Origin of the sequence: Nocardia sp. NPDC059195, assembly GCF_042754695.1 — a bacterium.
Taxonomy (GTDB): domain Bacteria; phylum Actinomycetota; class Actinomycetes; order Mycobacteriales; family Mycobacteriaceae; genus Nocardia.
The window spans coordinates 5,665-30,274 of sequence record NZ_JBHZBG010000026.1 but is presented as its reverse complement, the minus strand read 5'-3'; the positions used below and the strand labels follow the sequence as shown (position 1 = coordinate 30,274).

The 24,610-nt window shown below is 65.8% G+C and carries 21 protein-coding genes; 13 read left to right on the top strand and 8 right to left on the bottom strand.

Annotation, left to right across the window (positions count from 1 at the left end; genetic code table 11):
• Positions 1–5 precede the first annotated feature (5 nt).
• The gene (locus tag ACFXKN_RS26255; RefSeq protein ID WP_378970463.1) at positions 6–1,184 is read right to left on the bottom strand and encodes an FAD-dependent oxidoreductase; all 1,179 of its coding nucleotides are present in this window, start codon (positions 1,182–1,184) and stop codon (positions 6–8) included.
• A gap of 99 nt (positions 1,185–1,283) precedes the next feature.
• Between ACFXKN_RS26255 and ACFXKN_RS26250 the strand changes: the two genes are divergently transcribed.
• Positions 1,284–1,880 carry a TetR family transcriptional regulator gene (locus ACFXKN_RS26250; RefSeq protein ID WP_378970458.1) on the top strand — a complete coding sequence of 199 codons (597 nt, stop codon included), beginning with the start codon at positions 1,284–1,286 and terminating at the stop codon, positions 1,878–1,880.
• A gap of 123 nt (positions 1,881–2,003) precedes the next feature.
• Here the strand turns inward: ACFXKN_RS26250 and ACFXKN_RS26245 are convergent, their stop codons facing one another.
• Positions 2,004–3,101, bottom strand: coding sequence for an acyl-CoA dehydrogenase family protein (locus tag ACFXKN_RS26245; protein ID WP_378970453.1), 1,098 nt, complete (start codon positions 3,099–3,101; stop codon positions 2,004–2,006).
• 22 nt (positions 3,102–3,123) lie between these two features.
• A complete protein-coding gene (locus ACFXKN_RS26240; RefSeq protein ID WP_378970449.1) occupies positions 3,124–4,317 on the bottom strand; it encodes an acyl-CoA dehydrogenase family protein in 1,194 nt (397 codons plus the stop codon).
• A 174-nt stretch (positions 4,318–4,491) separates the two neighbouring features.
• Between ACFXKN_RS26240 and ACFXKN_RS26235 the strand changes: the two genes are divergently transcribed.
• The 12 genes from ACFXKN_RS26235 to ACFXKN_RS26180 all read left to right on the top strand — a co-directional run bounded on the left by ACFXKN_RS26235 (position 4,492) and on the right by ACFXKN_RS26180 (position 15,971).
• Complete coding sequence (locus tag ACFXKN_RS26235; protein WP_378970945.1) at positions 4,492–4,680, top strand: ferredoxin; 189 nt, start codon at positions 4,492–4,494, stop codon at positions 4,678–4,680.
• Between the two features lie 43 nt (positions 4,681–4,723).
• Positions 4,724–5,626 (top strand): 3-oxoacyl-ACP reductase, encoded by a 903-nt coding sequence (locus ACFXKN_RS26230; protein ID WP_378970441.1) that lies wholly within the window; start codon positions 4,724–4,726, stop codon positions 5,624–5,626.
• A 324-nt stretch (positions 5,627–5,950) separates the two neighbouring features.
• Positions 5,951–6,715, top strand: coding sequence for an MlaE family ABC transporter permease (locus ACFXKN_RS26225; protein ID WP_378970434.1), 765 nt, complete (start codon positions 5,951–5,953; stop codon positions 6,713–6,715).
• Between the two features lie 5 nt (positions 6,716–6,720).
• The gene (locus ACFXKN_RS26220) at positions 6,721–7,572 is read left to right on the top strand and encodes an MlaE family ABC transporter permease (RefSeq protein ID WP_378970424.1); all 852 of its coding nucleotides are present in this window, start codon (positions 6,721–6,723) and stop codon (positions 7,570–7,572) included.
• Between the two features lie 4 nt (positions 7,573–7,576).
• Positions 7,577–8,779: an MCE family protein gene (locus ACFXKN_RS26215; protein ID WP_378970420.1), complete on the top strand. Its 1,203-nt coding sequence runs from the start codon at positions 7,577–7,579 to the stop codon at positions 8,777–8,779.
• Positions 8,780–8,793: 14 nt separating this feature from the next.
• Positions 8,794–9,804, top strand: coding sequence for an MCE family protein (locus ACFXKN_RS26210; protein ID WP_378970417.1), 1,011 nt, complete (start codon positions 8,794–8,796; stop codon positions 9,802–9,804).
• Entirely contained in the window at positions 9,797–10,864 is a 1,068-nt protein-coding gene (locus ACFXKN_RS26205; protein ID WP_379434006.1) for an MCE family protein, read from the top strand. Before ACFXKN_RS26210 ends, ACFXKN_RS26205 begins: the two co-directional genes overlap by 8 nt.
• Positions 10,861–12,126, top strand: coding sequence for an MCE family protein (locus ACFXKN_RS26200; RefSeq protein ID WP_378970409.1), 1,266 nt, complete (start codon positions 10,861–10,863; stop codon positions 12,124–12,126). The genes ACFXKN_RS26205 and ACFXKN_RS26200 overlap by 4 nt, the downstream gene beginning before the upstream one ends.
• Entirely contained in the window at positions 12,123–13,349 is a 1,227-nt protein-coding gene (locus ACFXKN_RS26195) for an MCE family protein (protein ID WP_379434005.1), read from the top strand. The genes ACFXKN_RS26200 and ACFXKN_RS26195 overlap by 4 nt, the downstream gene beginning before the upstream one ends.
• Positions 13,346–14,749 (top strand): MCE family protein, encoded by a 1,404-nt coding sequence (locus ACFXKN_RS26190; RefSeq protein ID WP_378970400.1) that lies wholly within the window; start codon positions 13,346–13,348, stop codon positions 14,747–14,749. The genes ACFXKN_RS26195 and ACFXKN_RS26190 overlap by 4 nt, the downstream gene beginning before the upstream one ends.
• Complete coding sequence (locus ACFXKN_RS26185; protein WP_378970395.1) at positions 14,746–15,489, top strand: hypothetical protein; 744 nt, start codon at positions 14,746–14,748, stop codon at positions 15,487–15,489. Before ACFXKN_RS26190 ends, ACFXKN_RS26185 begins: the two co-directional genes overlap by 4 nt.
• Complete coding sequence (locus ACFXKN_RS26180) at positions 15,486–15,971, top strand: h domain protein (protein ID WP_379434004.1); 486 nt, start codon at positions 15,486–15,488, stop codon at positions 15,969–15,971. Before ACFXKN_RS26185 ends, ACFXKN_RS26180 begins: the two co-directional genes overlap by 4 nt.
• A 401-nt stretch (positions 15,972–16,372) precedes the next feature.
• Here the strand turns inward: ACFXKN_RS26180 and ACFXKN_RS26175 are convergent, their stop codons facing one another.
• The 5 genes from ACFXKN_RS26175 to ACFXKN_RS26155 form a co-directional block, all read right to left on the bottom strand.
• Entirely contained in the window at positions 16,373–17,296 is a 924-nt protein-coding gene (locus tag ACFXKN_RS26175) for a hypothetical protein (protein WP_379434003.1), read from the bottom strand.
• A complete protein-coding gene (locus tag ACFXKN_RS26170; RefSeq protein ID WP_379434002.1) occupies positions 17,293–18,150 on the bottom strand; it encodes an aspartyl/asparaginyl beta-hydroxylase domain-containing protein in 858 nt (285 codons plus the stop codon). Before ACFXKN_RS26170 ends, ACFXKN_RS26175 begins: the two co-directional genes overlap by 4 nt.
• A 12-nt stretch (positions 18,151–18,162) precedes the next feature.
• Positions 18,163–19,806 carry a PfaD family polyunsaturated fatty acid/polyketide biosynthesis protein gene (locus ACFXKN_RS26165; RefSeq protein ID WP_379434001.1) on the bottom strand — a complete coding sequence of 548 codons (1,644 nt, stop codon included), beginning with the start codon at positions 19,804–19,806 and terminating at the stop codon, positions 18,163–18,165.
• Entirely contained in the window at positions 19,803–21,827 is a 2,025-nt protein-coding gene (locus tag ACFXKN_RS26160) for a beta-ketoacyl synthase (protein ID WP_379434000.1), read from the bottom strand. The genes ACFXKN_RS26165 and ACFXKN_RS26160 overlap by 4 nt, the downstream gene beginning before the upstream one ends.
• Positions 21,824–24,610 (bottom strand): KR domain-containing protein (locus ACFXKN_RS26155; RefSeq protein ID WP_379433999.1); only part of this gene is annotated, 2,787 nt, incomplete at its 5' end. The genes ACFXKN_RS26160 and ACFXKN_RS26155, both read right to left, overlap by 4 nt.

Here is a 24,610-nt window from a genome sequence, read left to right as displayed (position 1 = left end):
CCGGGTTAGCGGTTGCCGAGTTCTGACAGTTGGTAGGCCAGCTTGCCTCGGATCGCGGGGATTCGGGTGAGTAGGCGCAAGGCGGTGTTGCGTGCGGTGCGGACCGGGGCGGACTGGAGGGTGGCCATCTTGGTCATGCGGTCGGTGAAGGCGACGACGTCGAGGGCGATCGGCCTGCGGATGGTTTCGTAAGTATCGAGGATCGAATCCGGTTCGCCTGCGGTTACTTTCACGAGAAGGGCACCGAGTAGCGCCGCGTCCTGGATGCCGGTGTTCATGCCCTGGCCGCCTGCCGGGCTGTGTACGTGGGCGGCGTCGCCCGCGAGGAAGGCGCGGCCTGCGCGGTAGTGGTCGGCCACGCGGTGGTGCACCCGGAATCGGGAGCTCCACAGGACCTCGTCCACGCGGATCTCGCCCGCCGGGCCGCGGGCGTTCAGCAGGGTCCCGATGTCGTCGAGGGTGGGGTTTTCCGGGGCTTCGTCCACGGTGGCGACGACGCGGTAGCGGTTGTTCGCCTCGTCCGGGAGGGGCGCGACCACGGTGACGCCTTCGGGGGAGAGGTGTAGCGAGACCTCGGTGCGCGGGGTCGGCCAGTTCATGCGAACGTCGGCGAGGATGAACGACGCGGGGTAGGTGTCGCCGCTGAATCCGATGCCCGCCTGCTCACGCACGATGCTGTGCATCCCGTCGGCGCCGATGACATAGTCGGCGTCGATCGTGCCGCGCTGATCGTTCTCGTCCGCGTATTCGACAGTGACGCTGCCATTTTCGTCGGTGACACGGGTGACGGTGAGTGGCCGATGCACCGTGCCGCCCAGCTTGTGCAGCCGATCGAGCAGCACCTGCTCGGTGACGTCCTGCGGCACCATCAGCGTGTACGGGAACGCGGTGGGCAGATCGCCGAACTCGATGGTGGCCAACGTCTTCGCACCGTCGTGGAGCTTGAACGTCGGGACCTTGATCCCACGTTCGACGAGTTCGCTCGCGATACCGAGCCCGTCGAGCACTTCGAGCGTCCTGGCATGCACCACCGCGGCCCGAGAAGTGTTGGCGCCCTCGCCGAGTCGATCGATGAGGACATGGTCGACGCCGGCTTCGGCGAGCACGATCGCGGCGGTGAGCCCGGCGGGACCCGCGCCGACGATGACGACGGAGGTGGCTTCTGGCAGTGAGGTGGCGGTCATTTCGACTCCTGGTCAACGCTTGTTTGCCAACGCTTGTAGGCATAACGATAAGCCTGCCCGTCATGGGAAGTCAACAGTTGTTGGCCTACAATTGTTGACATGCCTGACCAGGAGAATCCCGCTCGCCGCTCCGACGCGACGAAGGCCGCCATCCTCGATGCCGCCCGCGCCCGTTTCGCCGCCGACGGCTACGCCAAGGCCACCATCCGCGCGATCGCCGCCGACGCCGAGATCGACCCCTCGATGGTGATGCGCTACTTCGGTAGCAAGGACGGCCTCTTCGCCGCCGCCGCCCAGATCGACCTGGACCTCCCCGACCTGCGTACCGCGGACCCGAACACCATGGGCGAGTTGCTGATCCGCCGCTTCCTCGAGATCTGGGAGGGCAGTGACAACACCGCCCTGCTGATCCTGCTCCGCTCCTCGATCACCGATGAGTCGGTCGCGGCCCGCTTCCGCGAGATCTTCGCCGACCAGGTCCTACCCGCCGTCCTCCGCTTCGGCACCCCCGCCGACGCCCCCCGCCGCGCCGCGCTCATCGTCACCCAACTCCTGGGTTTGGCCCTGTGCCGCTACGTCTTGCGGCTGCCCCCGGTAGTCGCGCTGACCCCGGATCAGATCGTTCGGGATATCGCCCCCACGCTCCAGCGCTATCTGACCTCGGAGTCGGCATTCGACGAGGCGGCCTCGGCCTGAGCGAGGAGTTGAATCGGTGGGCTGTTCGCTGTTCACGTCTGACACCGCAGCGGTCATAGCGGCACCGTACCAACGCAGTTGGGCCCGTACGGATTGTCCGTACGGGCCCAACTGGTGGAAGTTCTAGTTAGCGAGTTCCGCGCCGAGGGCGAGGAGGTGGGGGGTTGCTCCGCCGAGGGCGAATTCGTGGTGCTTGGCGGCGGTGAAGTAGTTGTGGGTGATGTGGTCGCGGTCGATGCCGAGGCCGCCGTGGACGTGGACGACGGTGTGGGCGACCTTGTGGCCTGCCTCGGCTGCCCAGAACTTGGCGATGTGGATGGCCTCGGCGGCGGGCAGGTCCTCCGAGAGGCGCCAGGCGCCCTGGGTGACGGTGAGGCGCAGGCCGCCGATGTCGATGTAGGCGTCGGACAGGCGCTGGGCGACCGACTGGAACGAGCCGATCGGCTTGCCGAACTGTTCGCGGGTGCGGGTGTGCTCGGCGGTCAGCTCGAGCGCGCGCTCCAAGGTGCCCAGCTGCAGGGCCGACAGGCCGAGCCAGGCATGTTCGCGCAGCCAGGTGAGGATGTCGGCACCGGCCTCGATGGTGCCGAGCAGCTCGGCCGGAGTGGCCGCGAGCTCGACGACGAACTCGGGGCTCAGGTCGACGACCTGCTGGGCGGTACGGGTGACCGAAGCGTGCTCCGGATCGATCACGAAGACGCCGACACCGGTGGAGGTGATGGCGGGCACCAGGATTCGTTCGGCCCGGTCGGCGTAGGCGACGGTGGTCGCGGTGCCGGTCAGCGCCCATGCGGCACCGGCGGCCTCGGCGACGATGCCGGGTGCGCCGGTGGTGGCGCGCAGTTCCTCGGCGAGTGCGGCGGTCAGCAGTATCTCGCCCGTGCCTGCCCGCGCGGCCAGCTGCTGCTGGTCGGCATCGCCGAACTTCGCCAGCGCGCCCGCGCCGAGGACGATCGACCACAGGTAGGGCACCGCGGCGACCACGCGGCCGAGTTCACGCAGGATCGCGGTCTGCTCGAGCATGCCGAAATCGCTGCCGCCCAGGGCTTCCGGCAGCGCGGCGGCCAGCACGCCGGTCTCGGCGAGCGAGCGCCAGAGCTGCTCGTCGAAGCGGGCAGCGGTGTCGAGCTCACGCAGTCGATCGGCGGTGACGAGCTTGGCGCAGATCTCGCCGGTCAGCCGGGCGAGATCGGTCTGGGCTTCGGTGGGAGTGAAATCCATGGGGAGATACCGGCTTTCGGGATCAGCGGGCGGAAGCGGGCTGGCGCAGGGCGGTCATGGCGATGATGTCGCGCTGCACCTCGTTGGTGCCGCCGCCGAAGGTGAGGATGAGCGCGGCACGGTGCATCCGCTCGAGCCGGCCGAGCATGTGCGCGCCGGGGGAGTCCTGGCGCAGGTAGGCGTGCGGGCCGACGACTTCCATCAGCAGGCGGTAGGTCTCGGTGGCGAGTTCGGTGCCGTAGACCTTGCACGCGGACGCGTCCCACGGCTTCGGCGCCGCTTCGCCGCCGAGATCGGCGCGACTGGCGATCTCCCAGTTCAGCAGCTGGAGATATTCGACCTTGGCGTACACGCGAGCCAAGTTGAGCCGCACCCATTCCTGGTCGATCACCCGCATGCCGCCGGGCAGGGTGGTTTCCTTGGCCCACTCGATAGTTTGCGCGACCGCGAGACTCAGTGGACCCGCCGAGGTGAGGGCGACGCGCTCGTGATTGAGCTGGTTGGTGATCAGCGACCAGCCGCCGTTCTCGGGACCGACCATCGACGAGGCGGGCACCCGCACGTCCTGGTAGTAGGTGGCGCTGGTGTCGGGCCCGGCCATCGTGTGCACCGGCGTCCAGGAGAACCCTTCGGCGTCGGTCGGCACGATCAGCATTGTGATGCCCTTGTGCTTCTTGGCCGTCGGATCGGTACGTACGGCCAACCAGATGTAGTCGGCGTAGGCGATGAGGCTGGTCCACATCTTCTGGCCGTTGATGACGAAGTCGTCACCGTCGCGCACCGCGGCGGTCCGCAGCGCGGCCAGGTCGGTACCGGCGCCCGGCTCGGAGTAGCCGATGGCGAAGTGGAGTTCACCGGCGGCGATCTTGGGTAGGAAGAACTTCTTCTGCTCCTCGGTGCCGTACTGCATGATGGTCGGCGCGACCGAGTTGAGCGTGAGGAACGGGACGGGCGCGCCCGCGATGGCGGCCTCTTCGACGAAGATCAGCTGATCCATCGTGGTGCGGTCCTGGCCGCCGTACTCCTTGGGCCAGCTCAGGGTGAGCCAGCCGTCGCGGCCCATCTCGCGCACGACCTCGCGGTAGACATTGCCCGAGCCGTATTCGCCAGTGGTCATGCTCAGCGCCGCGCGACGTTCCGGAGTCATCAGCTTCGCGAAATATTCGCGCAGCTCGGCGCGCAATTCTTCTTGCTCCGGCGTGTACGCGACGCGCATGCTTCTACCTCGATGTCGAGCTGAAAGGGCGGGTGGCGGGGCGCAGGGAATGAGCCCCGCCGAAACCGATCATTGCACATTAACTGGAACATGTTCCAGTATTGAGGGTGATTCGGCGCCGCGGACCAGGCTGTTCGGGTTAGTGTCGCCATGACCATCTGGAAGGAAGTTCTCATGAAGATCATCGTCGATTTCGACCGGTGCGAAGCGAACGGCGTCTGTGTCGGAATCGCCCCTGACATGTTCGAACTCGATGACGACGATCAGTTGACCGTCATCGAGGGTGATGTCGCCCCCGATCGCCTCGCTGACGCCGAGGAATCCGTGTCGCAGTGCCCCAAGGCCGCGCTGAGGCTGGCGTGATCCGCTCTTGTCGGATGGTGGAACACGTTCTAGAGTCGGCGCAATGAGTGTGACGCAGATTTCATTGGAGGGCCGGGTCGCCATCGTGACCGGCGCGGGCGCCGGGCTCGGCAGGGCTGAAGCTCTCGCGCTGGCGGCGGCCGGTGCGGCGGTGGTCGTCAACGACCTCACCGAGGACGCGGCGGCTGAGACCATCGCCGCGATCCGCGAGCTCGGCGGCAAGGCGGAATTCGTCGGCGGCTCCATCGCCGAACGCGCCACCGCCGACGCGCTCATCACCACCGCGCAGGAATCCCTCGGCGGCCTCGACATCGTCGTCAACAACGCGGGCATCACCCGCGACCGCATGCTGTTCAACATGTCCGACGAGGACTGGGACGCGGTGCTCGCGGTGCACCTGCGCGGACACTTCCTGCTCACCCGCAACGCGGCCGCCTACTGGCGCGCGGCGTCCAAGGCGGCGGGCGCCCCGGTCTACGGCCGACTGGTCAACACCTCCTCGGAGGCCGGCCTGCTCGGACCGGAGGGTCAGGCGAACTACGGTGCGGCCAAGGCGGGCATCACCGCCCTCACGCTGACCGCGTCGCGCGTGCTGTCCAGGTACGGCGTGCGCGCCAACGCCATCTGCCCTCGGGCCAGGACCGCGATGACCGAAGCGGTCTTCGCGGACGCGCCAGACGGCACCGTCGACCCGCTGGCTCCTGAGCACGTGGCCAAGCTCGTCGCCTACCTTGCCTCGCCCGCGGCCGACGCGGTGAACGGTCAGGTATTCGTCGTCTACGGCCCGATGGTGGCGCTGATGGCGGCACCGACCGTCGAACAGCGCTTCGACGCCGCCGGCGCCGAATGGTCCGAGGCCGACCTCGCCGCCACCCTCGGTGGCTACTTCGCAGACCGCCCCGCCGACCACACCTTCTCGGCGCGTGACCTCCGCGATCTGGGCTGAGAAGGCCCGTCTGCGGTTTGCCTGATGTTGGCCCGCCGCGCACTCCGCCGGTTTTGTCTTGCCTGTCGTGTTGATCACCAGTCCAGGACTTGGTAGACATGACCGTCGGGGTGTGTGACGCCTCACAGCAGGTCAGCCTATTTGAATAAGAATCCGTTTCAGTTTTGACGGCGATTTACGAGAAAAGTCCTGTTCCGAGTCTATGAAAATGGAAGACATGAACAGGAACATGTTCTAGTCTTTGGGCAGTCTTCAGATCGGGGTGGCAGTGCAGTACGGGTACGCGGACATTGCGGTCCGCCCGTCGATTGAGGAGGAATCGGTATGAACAACCTCCTTGCTGTCCCCTTGCGGGCGGTCGGCGGCTTCTTCGAACTCGGCGCGGAGGTGGCACGTGCCACCGTCCGCAAGCCGTTCCAATGGCGCGAATTCATCGACCAGGCCTGGTTCGTGGCTCGCGTCTCGATCGTGCCGACCGTGCTGGTCGCCATCCCGTTCACGGTGCTGGTGGTCTTCACTCTCAACATCCTGTTGCGCGAGATCGGCGCCGCCGACCTCAGTGGTGCGGCCGCCGCGTTCGGCGCCGTCACCCAGGTCGGGCCGATCGTCACGGTGCTGATCGTGGCGGGCGCGGGCGCCACCGCGATCTGTGCCGACCTGGGCGCACGCACGATTCGCGAAGAGATCGACGCGATGAAGGTGCTCGGCATCGACCCGATCAGCCGACTGGTCGTGCCGCGCGTGTTCGCCTCGATGTTCGTGGCGCTGATGCTCAACAGCCTGGTGTGCACCATCGGCATCGCCGGCGGTTTCGTGTTCTCGGTCTTCCTCCAAGGAGTGAACCCCGGCGCGTTCGTCAACGGCATTCCGCTGCTGACAAATTTTCCCGAGCTGATCCTCTCCGAGATCAAGGCAGGGTTGTTCGGCCTGATCGCCGGAATGGTCGCCTGTTATCTCGGGCTCCAGGTCAAAGGCGGACCCAAGAGCGTCGGTGACGCGGTGAACCAAACCGTGGTTTTCGCATTCATGGCGCTGTTCGTGGTGAATGTCGTTGTCACCGCGATCGGCCTGAAATTCACGGTGCGGTGACCACGATGGCATTCATAGTTCGCAGCAAGTTTCCGCGCACGGTCCGCCGTTTCGACCGGATGTCGAAATCGATGGATTCCCTGGGCGATCAGGCCATCTTCTTCATCAAGGCGCTCGGCTCGGTGCCGCGTGCGCTGGTGCACTACCGCACCGAAACCATCCGGCTCATCGCCGAGATCAGCATGGGCAGTGGCGCCTTGGCCGTGTTGGGCGGGACTGTGGTGATCGTCGGCTTCCTGACCTTCATGTCAGGCAGCGTCATCGCGGTGCAGGGCTTCAACTCGCTCGGCGATATCGGTATCGAGGCCCTGACCGGCTTCTTCGCCGCCCTTATCAATGTGCGCATCGCGGCACCGGTGATCTCCGGTATCGGCCTGGCCGCCACTATCGGCGCCGGCGCGACCGCGCAGTTGGGTGCGATGCGCGTGGCCGAGGAGATCGACGCCCTGGAATCGATGGCGATCCGGCCGATACCGTTCCTGGTCGGCACCAGAGTGTTGGCGGGCATGATCGCGATCGTGCCGCTCTACGCACTCGCAGTGATCGCCTCGTTCATCGCCAGCCGGCTCACGACCGTCGTGATCTTCGGACAGTCGGCCGGTGTCTACGACCACTACTTCTCGACCTTCCTCATCCCGAGCGACATCCTGTGGTCGTTCGGACAGGCGATCGTGATGGCAATTGCCGTGATGCTGATCCACACCTACTACGGGTTCCATGCCTCGGGTGGTCCGGTCGGGGTCGGCATCGCGGTCGGTAACGCGGTGCGCTCGTCGCTGATCGCGGTCGTCACAGTGACGCTGCTGATCTCACTAGCCATCTACGGCACCTCCGGCAACTTCCACCTCTCGGGATAGCGTGATGGACACTTCACGATTCGTTGCCGCATTGCAGGGCGGGCTCGGGCGCAAGCTCGCCGCGCTCACGATGGTCGGCTTGCTCGTAGGGCTCGTGGCTTTCGCGTTCGCCCTGTTTCAAGGCGCGTTCACCAACACCGTGCAGGTGCTGGTCGACACGCCCCGCGTCGGCCTCGTGCTCGACCCCGATGCCAAGGTGAAGGTACGCGGCGTCGAGATCGGTCGGGTCGCCGAGATCGACATGCGCGACGACGGCGCACAGATACTGCTCGAGGTCGACCCCGATCAGTTGAAGCTGGTGCCGTCGAACGCGGGTGTCGACATTCGTTCGACCACGGTGTTCGGCGCCAAGTATGTGAATTTCGTTGTCCCCGAACAGCCTGCGTCGAACTCGCTGAAGCCGGGCGCCACAGTCGCAGCCAGTGCGGTGACGGTCGAGTTCAACACGCTGTTTCAGCACCTGTCCGATGTGCTCGCCCAGGTGGAACCGGAGAAGCTCAATGCCACCCTCGCCGCGCTCGGCACCGCACTGCAGGGCCGCGGCGACAAGCTGGGTGAACTGCTGGTGAGCTCGGACCGCTACCTGCGTGAGCTCAATCCGTATCTGCCCACGCTGCAACAGGATCTGGACAAGACGGCCCAGGTGTCCGACATCTATGCCGATGCTTCCGGCGCGCTGTTGCGCACCGTGGACAACGCCACGGTCACCGCGAAGACGCTGTCGGAGATGCAAGCGCAGCTCGACGATGTGCTGGTGAACGTGATCGGCCTTTCCGACACCACGGGTTCGGTGTTGCGGGAGAACGAAGCCAACCTTGTCACCGCGCTCGACCTGCTGCGGCCGACGACCAGCCTGCTGTTCGAATACGCGCCGGCGTTGAGCTGCATCATCGATGGAATCGGCCCACTCATGCCGTTGGCCGATGAAGTATTCGGCGGCGTGGTACCGGGTGTCGGCATGCATGCCTCGTTCATGCCTGGCCAAAAGCCCTACAGCTACCCCGAGGATCTGCCCAAGGTGAACGCCACCGGTGGACCGCACTGTGAGGGCGTGGTGGACCGGGTGCCGGACAGCCACTCGAACTATGTGGTGACCGATACCAGCCAGGGTGCGCCGTTCACGCCGCGTACCGCGCCGCCCGAATTGAACAGCGCGCCAAAGGTTTTCCAGCTCTTGCTGGAGGGACTGCCGGGAGTGACACGGTGAAAAACACTGCGACGATGATCAAGCTCGCGATCTTCACCGTGGTGATGACGCTGGTGTTCGCCGGTCTGGCGATCGTGCTCAGTCAGGCACGATTCTCCAGCGAGAACGGCTACAAGGCGGTGTTCACCAGCTCCTCGGGCATGCTGCCCGGGTCGAAGGTGCGCATCGCGGGCGTGCCGGTGGGATCGGTGACCTCGGTGAAGGTCGGTGACGACGATCTCGCACACGTCGAGTTCGACGTGGACACCAAGTACTCCGTGCTGTCGAGCACCCGCCTGGCGATCAAGTACGAGAACCTGGTCGGTGACCGGTATCTGGAGCTGAAGGAAGGTCCGGGCTCTGCCCGCGAGCTGCCCGACGGCGCCACCATCGGCAAGGAGCAGACCACGCCCGCGCTGGACCTGGACCTGCTGCTCGGCGGGTTCAAGCCGCTGCTGCGTGGCCTGGACCCAGGTCAGGTCAACGACCTGACCTCGGCGCTGCTGCAGATCTTCCAGGGCCAGGGCGGCACGCTGGTCTCGCTGCTCAACAGCGGTGGCAGCTTCACCAAGACCCTCGCCGACCGCGATGCCCTGATCGGCAGCGTGATCGACAACCTGAACACCGTGCTCGGCACCATCGACGATCGCGACGAACAGTTCGCCACCACGATCGAAGAATTGCAGCGCATGGTCAGCGGATTGGCCGCCGAACGCGACCCGATCGGCGCCGCATTGCCCCGAATCGCCGGTGCGACAAAGGAACTCAACGACCTGCTGACCACCGCCCGCCCCGACCTGCGCAACACCATCGAGCAGACCGGCCGGCTGGCCACCAACCTCGACAACGGCTCCGACGACCTCCAATGGGTGCTCGAGAAGCTGCCGGAGACCTACAAACAACTCATCCGCGTCGGCTCTTACGGCTCGTTCCTGCAGCTGTACATCTGCGGCACCACCATGCTGGTCGACGGCCCGGACGGTCAGACTATGGAAGTGAAGTTGCCGGCTCGACAGGCGACCGGAAGGTGTGCGCCCAATGAGTGAGAAGAAGTCATCGGCGGTCACCATCGGCATCGTCGGCATTGTGCTGGTGGTGACGATCTCGCTCGCCACGCTGCAATTCACCAAGTTGCCGTTCATCCGCTCCGGCGCGACCTACACGGCATTCTTCGTCGACGCGGGCGGGTTGGTGCCGGGCGACCCGGTGCATGTGGCCGGCGTGCGTTCCGGTGAAGTCGGCGAGGTGTCGCTCGATGGTCCCAAGGTGCTGGTGAAGTTCACCCTCGACGAGTCGATTGTGCTCGGCCAGAAGACATCCGCCGCGATCAAGACCAACACGGTGCTCGGTCGCAAGTCCCTGGATGTGGTGCCGACCGGACAGGGCGCGCTGCGTACCTCCGACACCATCCCACTCGACCGGACCACGTCGCCGTACTCGCTCAACGAGGCGCTCAGTGATCTCGGCGCGACCGTCCGCGATCTCGATCTGGATCAGGTCGACAAAACCCTCGACACGCTCTCGACCGCCTTCGCGGACACACCGGGCCCGCTGCGCAACGCCCTCGACGGCGTCACCGCACTCTCGCGCAGCATCAATACGCGCGACCAGGCGCTCACCGATCTGCTCGGCCGGGCGCAGAACGTCACCAAGATCCTGGCCGACCGTAGTTCGCAGCTCAACGCGCTGCTGCTCGACGGCAACAACCTGCTCGGCGAACTCGACAACCGTCGCGCCGCCATCAACCAGCTCATCGTCTACGTCGACTCGGTAGCCAAGCAGCTCTCCGGGCTGGTCTCCGACAACGAGGCGCAGATGAAACCGACACTGGACCGGCTCAATTCGGTGCTCGGCCTGTTGCAGCGCAACAAGCAGAACCTGACGCAAGCGCTCGAGAACATCGGCCCCTACGCCTCGGCGCTGGGCGAGCAGGTCGGCAGCGGTCCGTGGTTCAACGCCTACGTGGTGAACGCGACGAGCACCGGGCTGCGCCCGCTGGTCGACGCGCTGGTCTGGCCTGAGCATCTGCCGCAGGACGTGATCGACATCTTCACCAAACCGGATCTGCCGGCCATCATCCCGTCCGAGGAGGATCCGCCGCGATGAGCATCGCATCGAAAGTTCGTGGCGTGCCACGTTGGACGCTCGCGGTCGCTGTGGTGGTGATCGTCGCGCTGGTCGCGGTCGGGGTCTACTTCAGCCTCGGCATCGGGAAGACCAAGATCAACGCCGCCTTCGTGTCGACCACCGGCCTGTACGAGGGTGACGAGGTGCGGATGCTGGGGGTGACGATCGGCAAGATCGACGCGATCGAGCCCGGCGAAGGCCGGGTGCAGGTGCGGATGTCCGTCGACCGCGGCATCGACCTGCCCGCGGACGCACGCGCCGTGCTGATCGCGCCCTCGCTGGTGTCGGCCCGGTTCATCCAGCTGGCGCCCGCCTACGACGGTGGCCCGAAGCTGGCCGACGGTGCGCAGATTCCGATCGAGCGCACCGCGGTGCCCGTGGAGTGGGACGACATCAAGGCCGAATTGACCAATCTCGCAACGGCTCTCGGGCCGGTCGGGGACGACGAGCAGGGTTCCTTCGGGCGCTTCGTCGACACCGCCGCGAACAACCTCGACGGCAACGGCCAGAAGTTCCGTGACACCCTGCGTGAACTGTCGGCGACGCTGAATACCTTGTCCGACGGGCGAACCGACCTTTTCGGCACCATCCGCAACCTGCAGAAGTTCGTCGAGGTGCTCTCGGCGAGCAACGAGCAGATCGTGCAGTTCGGCGGCCGCCTGGCCTCGGTGGCCTCGGTACTCGCCGGTGCGTCGGAGGAACTCGGTGCGGGCCTGGACAGCCTGGATGTGGCGCTCGCCGACGTGAAGCGCTTCCTCGAGGGCAGTGGTGCCGAGCTCACCGACGGTGTCGAGCGGCTCGCCGATGTCACCCAGACGCTGGTCGACAAGCGGCCGGAGATCGAACGGCTGCTGCATTCCGCGCCGACCGCGCTGGTGAACTTCTACCAGATCTACCAGCCGGCCCAGGGCGCGCTCAGCGGCGCTGTGACACTGAATAATACGGCGGACCCGTTGAGTTTCCTCTGCGGTTCGATCCGGGCGATCGAGGACAGCGACTCGGACCGGTCGGCGGATCTGTGCGCGGAATTCCTGGCCCCGGTGATCAGCTCGCTGGCGATGAACTACGCGCCGATCATGCTCAACCCGGTCACCGGCACGACTGCCCTGCCAGGGCAGCTGACGTACAGCCCGCCGAGTGTGGAGGCGCAGGTGGATCGCAGTCTGGTGCCCGAGGCGACGGCTCCGATCGCTGTGCCGAACGGTCTCGCCGGACTTGCGGTTCCAGGAGGACAACGATGAGGCCCCAACGAATGTTCGCCGGGCTGGCGGTGGGCGTCGCGGTGACACTCGGCGTGACCGGCTGTCAGTGGGACGGACTGAACTCCCTACCCATGCCCGGCTCCGAGGGCACCGCCCCCGGCTCGTACACCGTGCGGATCCAGATGCCCAATGTCACCACGCTGACCCGGAATTCGCCGGTGCGGGTGGACGATGTCGAGGTCGGCAATGTCACCGGAATCGATGTCGAGGGCTGGCACGCGCTGGTCACGGTGTCGCTGAATCCCGAGGTGAAACTCCCCGCCAACGCGATCGCCAAGATCGGCCAGACCAGTCTCCTCGGCAGCAATCACGTCGAGCTGTCCGCGCCTACCAACACACCCGCCGAGGGTCAACTGAGAAACAACGACGTGATCCCGCTGGAGCGGGCCGGCGCTTACCCGACCACCGAGCAGGTGCTGTCCTCGCTGTCGGTCGTGCTCAACGGCGGCGGCATCGCACAGCTCGAGACCATCACCAGGGAGATGAACGCGGCCCTCAACGGCCGCGAGGCCGAGATCGCCGATCTGCTGCCGCAGCTCGACCAGCTCGTCACCGGCCTGGACAAGCAGACCGGCAGCATCATCGCCGCGATGGAGGGCCTCGACCGGCTCGCGGGCAACCTCGCCGACCAGAAGGACGTGCTGGCCCGTGCGATCGATGAGATCCATCCGGCACTGACGGCGCTCGCCGACCGCACCGCCAACATCACCAGGGCGGTCACCGCGCTGGGCGAGCTCAGCGATGTCACCGAGCGGATCATCCAGACCAGCGGCGACGACCTGAAGGCGAACCTGGCCAGCCTCGGCCCGGTGCTGGAAACCCTGGCGAACACCGGCACCAACCTCATCGCGTCGTTGGGCATGCTGCCGACGTTCCCGTTCCCGATGCGCAACATCGGCAAAGCGATCAAGGGCGACTACCTCAACCTCTTCATCACCTTCGACCTGACCGGTAGGCGACTGGACACCAACTGGCTCACCGGCACTCCGCTCGGGGGTCGCTTCGGTGGTGTCGAGGGGGTGCTCGGTACGTTCGCGCCTTCTTCCGCGACCGACGCCGGCGACCCGACCAAGGTCCCGGAGGCGCCCGCGCCCAGTGCGGCACCGACGCCGACTCTGCCCGGACTACCGTCGATCCCCGGCCTGCCGGCCATTCCCGGAATCACCGTGCCGCTGCCCGGCCAGGAAGGAGCGGGTCGATGAAGCTCACCAGGTTCGTCCACATTCAGCTCGCGATCTTCGCAGTCCTCACCGTGATCGGTCTCGTCGTGATGGGCGGGACGTACATCCAGATACCCGCGATGTTCGGTATCGGCCGCTACGGTGTGACGGTCCAGCTCGCCGCCACCGGCGGGCTGTATCCGACCGCGAATGTCTCCTACCGCGGCACCAACATCGGCAAGGTGGAGGCGGTCCGCCTCACCGCGGCCGGAGTCGAGGCCGATCTGTCGATCGACAGCGATTACAAGGTGCCCTCGGACTTGATCGCCTGGGTCCGCAGTGTTTCGGCGATCGGTGAGCAGTACGTCGACCTGGTGCCCGAGGTCGACGCAGGCTCCGGCGATCTGCACGACGGCTCGGTGATCCCGGTGGAGCGCACCAAGCTGCCCCAGGATGTCGGTTCGATGCTCGACCAGGCCGACAAACTGCTGGCGACGGTCGCCGACACTCGCCTGCGCCAGGTGATCGACGAGGCGTTCCTGGCCTTCAACGGCGCAGGCCCTGATCTGCAGCGGTTCATCGACTCGGCGTCGCTGCTGGTGCAGCAGGCCGAGACCGATGTGGAACCGACCAAGAAACTGCTCGATCAGATCGGTCCGCTGCTGGACACCCAGATCGAGTCCGATGCCAATATCCGGTCCTGGACAGCAGATCTCGCGACCGTCACCGATCAGCTCCGCGAACACGATCCGTCGTTGCGAAACCTGTTGAACAACAGTCCTTCCGCGATGCAGAAGGTGAACGAGCAGTTCCAGAGTCTGCGTCCCACGCTGCCGCTGCTGGCGAGCAATCTGGTGGGTCTCGGCCAGGTCGGGGTGACGTATCACGCTGGTATCGAACAGCTTCTGGTTGTTTTCCCGCCGATGATCGCGGCCTTCAGGACCATCTTGCGCGGACCCACCAGGTACGGCGCGATGGTCAACTTCATGACCGTGCTCAACGACCCGCCCGCGTGCACCACCGGCTTCCTGCCCCCCGACCAGCGGCGTTCGCCGAGCGACTTCACCCCGATCGACACCCCCCCGGGGCTGTACTGCAAGGTGGCTCAGGATTCTCCGATCGAAGTGCGCGGTATCCGCAACTCGCCGTGCATGGAGTATCCCGGCGTCCGGGCGCCTACTCCCGAACTGTGCCGAACCGGGTACGTGCCGGAAGGCACCAACCCAGCGTTCGGTGCGCCGCAGCCGGTCGCTCCGGCTTCGGCACCGACCGGCGCGTCGACCGACGGGGTCACCCCTGCCGTCGCGCGCTCCTATGATCCGTCCACGGGCAGCTATCTTGGCCCAGACGGACGCATGTACCGCCAAGGCAATATCGACTCCGATGGTTCGGGCACCGTCCCGGCCAGCTGGCAGGCGATGTTGGAGGAGCAGCAGAGATGAGTGAGAGCAACAACGGCCGTCCGCGTCGGCGGGCAGGCAGGTCGGCGGGTCCGCCGGTGGAAGATGTGCAGGTCGTCGACGTGACTGTCGACGGGGATGCGGTTGAATCGGCCGAGGTGGTCGATGCCGAGGTGGCTTCGGACGCGGATGCCACGGTGGTCGTCGAGCTGACGAAGTCCGCGGTGGTGGACGAGGTAGTGGACGAGGACGCCGACGATGATTCGGCCGAACTCGACGAAGAAGACGCGAAGCTGACGAAGCTCGGACAGATCATCGGGCTCGCCGCCGCCGCGGTGCTGGTGCTGGGGCTGGTCGTCGGTGCCACGTTCACCGCACTCGCGGCACGGTCGGGGAGTCAGGACGAGGATCTGCGCGCGCAGTACACCCAGACCGCGCGTCAGGCGGTCATCAACCTGACCACCATTCGCGCCGACTCCGCCAAGGAGGACATCGAACGGATCCTGTCGGTGGCCTCGGGGGAGTTCAAGTCCGAGTTCGACGGTCGCGTCGATCCGTTCATGGATGTGGTGAAGCAGGCGAAGGTGGTCTCCACCGGCGAGGTCGTCGAGTCGGGGATCGAGTCCGTCGACGAGAATTCGGCGAAGGTGCTGGTCGCCGCCAAGCAGACGGTGAGTAATACCGGTTCGGCCGAACCGCAGCAGCGGCAATACCGATTCCGGATCACGGTGGCGAAGGGCGATACCGAGATGACCGTGTCGAAAGTGGAGTTCGTGGGATGAGCAAGCGAATCAAGATCGTCTTCGGCGCCCTCGCGGCCACCGGTTTGATCGCGGCCATTGTCCTTGGCGTCAGCGGGTACCAGCTGTGGCAGCAGGACAAGACCGACCAGGCGCGCACCGATGCGATGAGTACCGCGGGCCGGACGGTGAGCGCGATGTTCACCTATGAACCCGCCACTGTCGACACCGAATTGCCCAGGGCCGCCGACAATCTCACCGAACAGTTCCGCGCCGAGTACCTGAAGCTGATCGAGCAGGCCATCGCGCCGGGCGCCAAGGAGAAGCAGCTCACCGTCAAGGCCACCACCCAGGCCGAGGGCGTGGTCTCGGCGGATCCGGAGAAGGCAGTCGTGCTGCTGTACCTGAACCAGCTGACCACCAGCAAGGATTCGCCCGAGGGCGCCACCTCGGGCAGCCGGGTGCGGGTATCGCTGGACAAGGCCGACAACCGCTGGCTGGTCTCTCAGGTCACACCGGTCTGATCAGCACCGCGCCGGGTCGCCTGGTTCGAGTCACTTCCACTGCCCGACGGCGGCCCAGAGAATCTCAACCGCGTCAACAAGTTCCGGGTCTTGGACTGTGATGTCAACGCCCGTAGCGGTGCGGGTTGTCGGCTTGCCCGCACAAGAGAACATCACGCCACTTGGTGACCAGCGGATCTCCCACCGCCACGGGATCCGCGCCAGCCTCTCTGCGCCGGTACGGTGAGCGGATTGTGGGAGTACTGCCAGCCCGGATTGGCCCGTGCCCGGGAATGGGTGTGGTAGAACAGCCGCTCCGGGCCGGTGCAGTACACCATCGCCCACCCCGTGCCCGGACTCCGCAGCCACCTACGACTCCACGCGCCGGTTGGGCATCTTCCGGACCGCAGATCTGGTCCCCGCTAGGATCTCAGCGCCTTGAACTCGAGCTCAGACTGACCGACTGGCGGCTGCGCCAGGTGGTCTTGCAGCTCCAGGTATTCGAGGAAGGCGTCGATCGGCTTGCGCAGGGCCTCGACCGCTTCCGGAGCGGCACGTTCGGCCAAGGCGAGCGCGCGGCCGATATTGTGGCCGAGCGACTCGATTGTCGGGACGGCGGGACCGGAGATCACAGCGTCCAGGTCGGCGAGGCAGGTTTTGCCGATGGGGGTCGATCCAACCTCTGCGTGGAGCCTGTGCCAGCTGTCATCGCAAGAATCCGGGGCAAGCGCTGTCTTGATGAGGTTCTTGACGGCCGCGTTGAACATGTGATTTTCGCGGTAGGCACTGAATCGTTGGCGGCGGGTAACCCGTTTGTGGACCAAGAACCCGAGCACCATGATCTCGATGATCAACTCGCGGCACGTCCGTGCCTGGGCTGCGGTGCGTGCGATGAAGGCCATGACCACCTGGCTCGATAGCGAGACATCGGCGTCAGCCCTCGTGAACACTGTGCGCGCTGAAACGGCGCTCTCGGCAAGACGACTCTCCGGTACCACTCGGACGTCGAGCTGCCGCAGACGTTCCTGGCAGGCCACCAAATAGACGTAGCCGAGCCCGCCCACATCGTCGCCACTGGCGTCGCGCCAGCCCGGCATGATCGCGTGCAGCTCCGCCATCATCAACGCGTCCAGCACAGATATGAAGTCGGTGTAGTCATCGTCCACGACACTTACCATGAGATCGACGTTGGATAGGCGATCTGCGGTGCCGGTGGCCAGCGATCCACTCACCAGCAGGCGCGTTACCGCGGGGCTTGCCGTGAAAACGCCGATCGCATCCTCGAGCAGCTGGAACTGTTCAGGCCGGTTCATCGCTACCAGTTCGTCCAACAGCAGGTTCGTCATCGTGTCCCCTCCGCAGGCTCGCTACCGAGCAGAACAGTCTTGTTGTCGATCCACCGCTGTGCGTCGGCCTCACGGCCGAGCGAGGTGTAGACGGCGGCGATCAGCTCGTACAGCCGACCTTCCGGGACCGTGCGTTCATAGAACATCCGCAGCAGGTGCTGTTCGCCCGCTCGGTCGTACCCGAGCGTGATCAGCTTGCGGCTCTGCTCCACTCGGTCTTCCAACTCGGTGGGTTCGGCCGCCGGTAGCAGCGCCACGTCGTCTGGCGCGAGATACTCCCTGTCAACTGTCCGAGCAAGGGTGTCATCGGAATAGCAGTCCATGATCAGGTGCAGCCGGCCCGGACCCAAAAGGTTGCACGCGCCATGGACGTTCGTCGGTGCCAGCCTCCACAGCCTGCCAGCGGCCATGTGGATTCTGGCACCGCCGGTAACCAACGCTGCGGAGGAGTTGGTGACCAGCGGCAAATGCAGCCGATGCCGCTCGATATCCGCTAGGTCGGCGTAGTCACGATGTTCCCACAGAAACGAATTCGGCTCCAACCAAGCCAGCCGAACCCACATGTAGCGCAGCCCGAGCGAGTCGAGAAATTGCCTGGTGATCGGCATCCGGCGCAGTAGTGTGGTCGGTACCGGATCGCAGTCGCCGATCTTGACGTCACCCGGGTCTCCGCTGCCGTTGAGCAACGATTGTGTTCGCCATCCGCCGGATTGGTATTTGCCGTACTCGACTACCCAGTTGGCAGGCACTGTCAGTGCCTCGTGCCTCAGACGTTCCAGCACGTCGGTACCAATGGTGTCGAGACAGGCGATCTGGCTCTGTAGGCTGCCCTGGTTGACTGTCGTCGTTGCCATCTGAAATGCTCCTTACTGGTGAAAAATTGCACTTTCAGCACCGCGCCGAACATCCGCTTCGAGGCCGTTGCGGGTTCGGGAATGGTCACCTCCCGCTGACCGGGGCGTGTACCGGACACACTCGGCCGGGAGTCGCACACCGGCGGTACGCAATTGCGCGACCCGGGTGAGGTAGGCAGCGCCCATCATGAGCTCGTCCGCGATATCGGCCACCGACCGGTTTTCCGGCACGGCGAGGTAGGTGCCCGCGGCCCAGCTGTTGAAGCCGCCCATGGCAGGCCCGCACCAGATCTGATAGTCGGCGACGCGGTCGGCCTCGCCGTGAATGCTCCATCCCGACGACCTGCCCAGATACCAGCGGAACATCAGCGCCATGCGTGCCTTGGGGTTGCGGTCGGCGGAGATCAGCTGAGCCGGGTCACGTTCGGTGAAGTAGCTGACGCACTCCCGCCACACCGTCGCGAGTGAACACCGGAATATATTCTTCTCGAGTTCTCTGCACACCTTCTCCGGCAACGACTCGATCCCGTCATAGGCTCGGTACAGGTCGTAGAGCCGGTGTGCCCGGGCGGCGAACATCGTGCCACGCCGCAATACCTGGACCTGTACTCCAAGCTCGAACATGTCCGAGGAAGGCGCCATGGTGCAGTCTGCGAACTCTGCGGTGGCGAGCAGTCTTTTGGTGGCGACACACTGATTCGCTTCGCGGGTAGCCTGATTGACCGAGCCGGTGACAATATACGCCGCGCCCAGTGCGAACGCTGCCGCCGCTGCATCGGGAGTACCGATGCCGCCCGCCGCGCCGATGCGGACGGCGGCCGCGCTGGGCACGGTCAGTGCAATCCGGTCCCGTGCGGCGACCAACTCGGGCAGTAGCACCAGCAACGGCCTGCGATCGGTATGACCACCCGAATCCGCCTCCACTGTGATGTCATCGGCCATCGGCACCTGCCCGGCAAGCTCAGCCTGCTCCGTGGTGATCTGCCCGCTCTCGACCAGCTCGCGCAGCAACCGCACCGGGGCGGGGCGCAGGAACAGTTCTGCGACCTCGACTCGGGAAACCTTGGCTATCACCCGATTCCGGCAATCGATGCCGCCCTGTCCGTTCGGCACCAGCCCGGATGCACGGTAGCGCACCACCTCCGCCGTGAGATCCATGAAGGCTGAGGCTTCCAGGCAACGGACACCATGCCGCAGACAGGCATCCACGATCGCACGCTCCAGCGCGGGTTCGGACGGACTGTGAATCAGGTTGCAGGCGAAGGACTTGTCGCCCAGGCGCTCGGTGATCTCCGTCAGTGCAGCGTCGACTGCCGCCGGGGGTACACCCGCCGCGCCATAGCTGGCCAGGTACCCGGCCTCGGCCATGGCGATCACGAGTGCGGGCGAGGCGATGCCATTTGCCATCGCACCGGCCACATAGGCCGATCGAACGCCATGCGCTGCCCGGAATGCGCTGTCGCCCAGCTGCTCTGGGGGCAGCGGCGGCACTGCCGTGAGCACTTGCCCACCGCTGCCGATGGCCCAGTCGTCGGTGGTGGCGGCGATCCTGCCATCATCGGTCCGGACGATCCAGCACGGGCGGTCCAGTTCGAGCAGCCGCGCGGCGATATCCGCAGGCGTCTCGGCCAGGACCGGACTGCGTAAGGTTGTCATGAGCGCGCCTTTCGGTCGACGAGTTCGACTGCCAGATCGACTAGTTCGTAGATGCGCAGTCCGGGTTTCCAGAGCGAGCCGTCGACGACAACGGTGACCCCGTGCGGAGCACGCCGCACCGACTTGATGTGCGCCTCGAGCTCCACGCTGCCGTCGGAGGGCAAGAACTGACCGCGGTAACGCCAACTGAACGCTAGGTCCCCGGGAATCCGGAATACGGGATCGCCCATACCTTCGGCGAAGCCGACGTCGAGCATCCACTCCTGGACGGCATGGATCACCGATTCGACGCCGAGCGAGCCCGGAATCACCGGATCGCGATAGAAGTGCCGGGCGAAGAACCAGTCGGATTCATCGATGACACGCAGCGAACGCAGATAGCCCGCGCCATAATTGCCGCCGCTGTCGACGACCTCGACCTGGTCGATGAGTGCCAGCTTGCGGCGCGAGCACGCCGGGGCCGTCGAATCCGCGCGCCGGGCAGCTACATCGATTACTCGCGGCTGGACGCCCGGTTGCGCGGCCAACCAGGTGGGCACGAAGTGCCCGGCGTCCAGGCCGGTTTGGTTACCCAGAGCCTCATCGCTGAAGTAGCCGAACATGGTCTCGCCTCGATAGAACGGCGCACCGTCCACGCTCAGCGTGTACTCGAAAGTCTGGAGCGAAGAACCGGGCAGGATCGTCGTCGAGAGCAACCGCGAGGTCTGTTCGAGGGTGGCATCGCGCAGATCGACCTGGCGGAGCACCGTCGCTGTGCCGCCGAGGTTTCGCACGCTCAAGGTCGCGCCGGATTGGGTCAGGGTCGGTCCTGCGTAGTACCCCATGAGCAGCGCGGCCTGCAGCGAAGTCTCCATGTAGACGAAGTGCGGCATGGACTCGTTCGCCGTATCGGCGTAGTACCAGGAGTCGGCCGGTGAATCGTATTCGGTGGTGTACGTGGCGCTGTCGAGATTGCCACGCGCACCGTCGAAGTCGCGCACCCGATCCACCAGCAGCAGGCCGCCGGTCGGGACCCTGGTCGCGCGCATCCCGGTGTATTCGGCGAACTCCTGGCCCATGGCGATGCCCTGATCGCCCCGTGCCAGGTGCGCCATATGGAACTCGTTGAGCAGCACGGCCCCTGTCGCAACGCCTGGGCCGAGGTCGACGCCGTCAGGTTCGGTGACCGCCACGGTCACGCCGACCGGATCTATCTCTGGTCCGAACGACGCCGTCGCTACCAGGTGCGGTCGGGGCACCAGACCGAGAGCTTCGACCACGAGTTCGACTGTGCCGGTGGTACTCCCGGTTGATGATCCGGTGACATCTCCGGTCAGCGTGCTTCCCGAGATGCACAGCGGCATCCCGGTGTAGAGCGCGAACACCTCGGCCGCCTGGAGCGCGGCCGCTCGCACATCGCCATCGAAATATGCTCTGACAAAGCCGTTTCCGTGGCCGCCGTACAGTTCGACTCGGCTCACGGCGGAAAGCACCAGGGTAGTGGTGGCCGCGAGCCGAGCCGTCGGCTCCACGCCGGCCCGGTGGTAGCCGCCACCGAATACCGCGGCGACCTCACCATGTATTAGCCGTTCGAGCGCCACCCGGTCCAGTCGCACCCGATCGGTCCGGGCCAGCGCCTTGAACGAACCTTCCGGCGCAACCCTCACCGTGGCGGTTGGCGCCGCCGCCGTGGTGTCCGCCAACACCGGATCGTCCGATCCCGTCCGCCGTAGTGCCTGCCGCAGTATGCCCCGCTGCAACGCGACCTGCGCGGTCAGGGCAGACCGGTGCGCCGCGACGACACCTGCCCGAATCTCCGTGATCGGATCGACCGCCGATGCCTCCGCTGTCGACACCGAGCTGACCACATCGGCAGTACGATCCGTCGGACGGGCTGGGGCCGTGGCAGACCCCGCACTGACCATCGGAGCCACAGCGGCCGACCGGGGCACAGACGCGATGCCGGTCACCGAGGCAGCGGGTGGGCCCCCCGGTGCGGCCATGGGGTCGAAGGGAATACCGTCGAATTCGAGCACTGTCATGCCAGCCACTCCTTCGTGGAGGCGCGGAACTTGTCCGTCATATCGGGTGTCGTCAGCACAGTGACGTCCGAGAATCGCTGTAGCACTGAGCCATTGAGCGTCAGTGCGGTCGCATCGATCGTGGCTTCCATCTGCGCGACCCGCGGATTGTCGACGACCACAAGAAATGGGTCATCCGCGGGCAGCGGTGCGTGGTAATCGATCGAGCCGACGCTGAGCGGCAGGCATGCGGTACCGAGCAGGCGATGGCCCAGCACCGCGGGCGCCTGCAGGATCAGGTCTGCGAGCACCGGATCGTGCAGGCGCCCAGCGTACGCGCCGTTCGCCACCCACTCGGTCGGCAGTGCACACTCCAGCACGAGTGCGTCATCGCTCTGCGCGCGAATCGCCCGCAGTCCTTGTAGTGCGGGACCGTGGAACAGGACCGCGTCGCGGTAGATCGGTGCGGCACTGGCACCGGGGCCCGCCGGAACATGTTGATGTGGAGCGGAATCAGGTCCGTCGGCAAGCAATAGTACTGCTCGGAAGCGGGGCAGGGAGTCACCGAAGACGGTCGCGCGGACCGCCGCGCGGCCGTTCACCGGCGCGATCGGTATCAGCTCGATATCGAGCGCCGCCATCGGCTGGTCGAAGACCACCCCTCGCAGCACCTGGAATTCCCTCGCGCCCACCACGATCAGGCCAGCCGCGGTGCGCTCGATGAGGTGGACCATCGCGCCGAGCCCGAAGGTGGCAGGTAGCACGATATGCTCGCCGATGCGATGTGCCGCAAGGACCGGCTCTTCGGTGAGACCGAGAATACCGCGCCGTGCCCGCAGCGGTGTGACCACCGGATCGCCGGTGGACAGTGCCTTAGCTGCACCGACCAAGAGCACCGGCTCCTCGCGGCGAGCCGTCGTGAACTGAGCGGTGAAGGCGGCCGCACCGGCGGCAGGCGCCAGCAGTGGAATGCCACGAGCGCTGAAGTGCTCGCGCAATGTGGGAGTTACCATCCCGCCGTCCCACGCGCCCCAGTCGATAGCGGTGACATGTCGATCGGGGTTTCGGCGACCCCAGCTCACCGCGAAACGGCTCAATGCCTCGTTGGCCGCCGCGTAGTCGGCTTGACCGGCGTTGCCGAACAGCCCGGCCACCGAGGTGAAGAGCACAAGGTGACGCGGATCCCCGATGGCGGCCAGCACCGCGCCGAGCCCGGCGAGCTTGGGGCGCAGCACCCGTTCGATGGATTCGGCTGTCTTGTCAGGGATGAGCGAATCCGCGAGCACACCCGCTCCGTGTACGACACCGGTGATGGTGTGGCGCCACGGTGCCAGTGCTTCGGTGAGCGCCACGGTGTCGGTGACATCCACGGTGAGGTATTGCACCCGATCGCCGAGTCCGGCAAGGGTCGCTCGGATTTCGCGTGCTGCGCGCACCTCCGCGCATGCCCGGTCGATATCCTTCGGCGTGACACCGCTGCCCGCCAGCGCGTGAACCGCAGTCGGCTTCAGGTCGGGGTCGGCAACCTTCTGCGCCCACTTCGGGTCGGGAACCAGGGCGGTCCGGCCAAGTAGCAGGAATCGGCACTCGGCCACTCGGGCCAATTCCAGTACACAGGTGGCGGTAACGCCTCGCGCGCCGCCGGTCACCAGCACAACATCGGATGCGGTCAGTAGCAATTGCTGGAATTCGTCTCCAGCGCGGATGATTTCGGTCTTCTGAGCCGGACCGTGAAGTCCCGGAACAGGAGCGCGCCGCACACCAGTGTCATCGATGCCGACCTCAGGCGTGTCCCGTGCCGTATCGCACAGCTCCTCGAGCACATGGGTCGCCATCCGATGCGGAGATACGGACGGATCGATGTCCAGTGCCCGGCAGAACAGCGAAGGTTGTTCCGCCACCAAGCTTTTGACCACACCACCGAGCCCGCCGAGCAGCGCGGCCACCGGTTCGGCATCGCCACGCATACCCAGATGACCATCCAGACGGGTGACGATCGAGAATCCTGCCCGCCCGCTCGCGCGCCGCAGGCAGGGCACCACCTGCCCGGCCACCAGGATGGCATCGGACAGAATGCGTTGCGCCTGTTCCCATTCGGTGGCCACACCGGCGACCATCACACAGATGTCGACCGGCTCGGTCCCGGGGATCTCGCCCGGATTCTGTGCCCGGATCACGGTCCAGCCGCCTGCCCGGAGCTCTGCGTCGAGGGCCTCGCAATCGGCATCCGCGGACTCGTCCAGGCCGACCAGCACAGCGACGCCTGCCGCGGAATAGAGATCCACGGCCAGATCCGGCGCGGGAAGCTCGACGAGTTCGACGACATGCCGCGGCGTTTCGGCCGCGGCCTCAGCTTTTGGGTCGACACCACCCCCGGCCAGCTCGCCGACGATGTGATCGAGTGATCGTAGCGTTCCGAGTTTCTCCGGTCCGAGCACCGGTAGGTGCGGGAAGCGCTCTTGCAGGGCGCCGATGATTTGTACGCGTTTGATCGAGTCCACGCCGAGATCGGCTTCCAGGTCCATGGCCGGATCGACCATTTCCACCGGGTAGCCGGTTTTGTTCGCGACCACCTCACGCAAGGCCCGTCGCAGTGCATCGCCGGAGGGCGCATCCGCGGCGTCGATCGCACCGTTCCCGGCGCCAACGGGGTTCGCGTTGTCCGCGGGCGCTGGCTGAGCGGCTGCCAGCTCTGTGACGATCTGGTCCAGTGATCGTAGCGTTCCGAGTTTCTCCGGTCCGAGCACCGGTAGGTGCGGGAAGCGCTCTTGCAGGGCGCCGATGATTTGTACGCGTTTGATCGA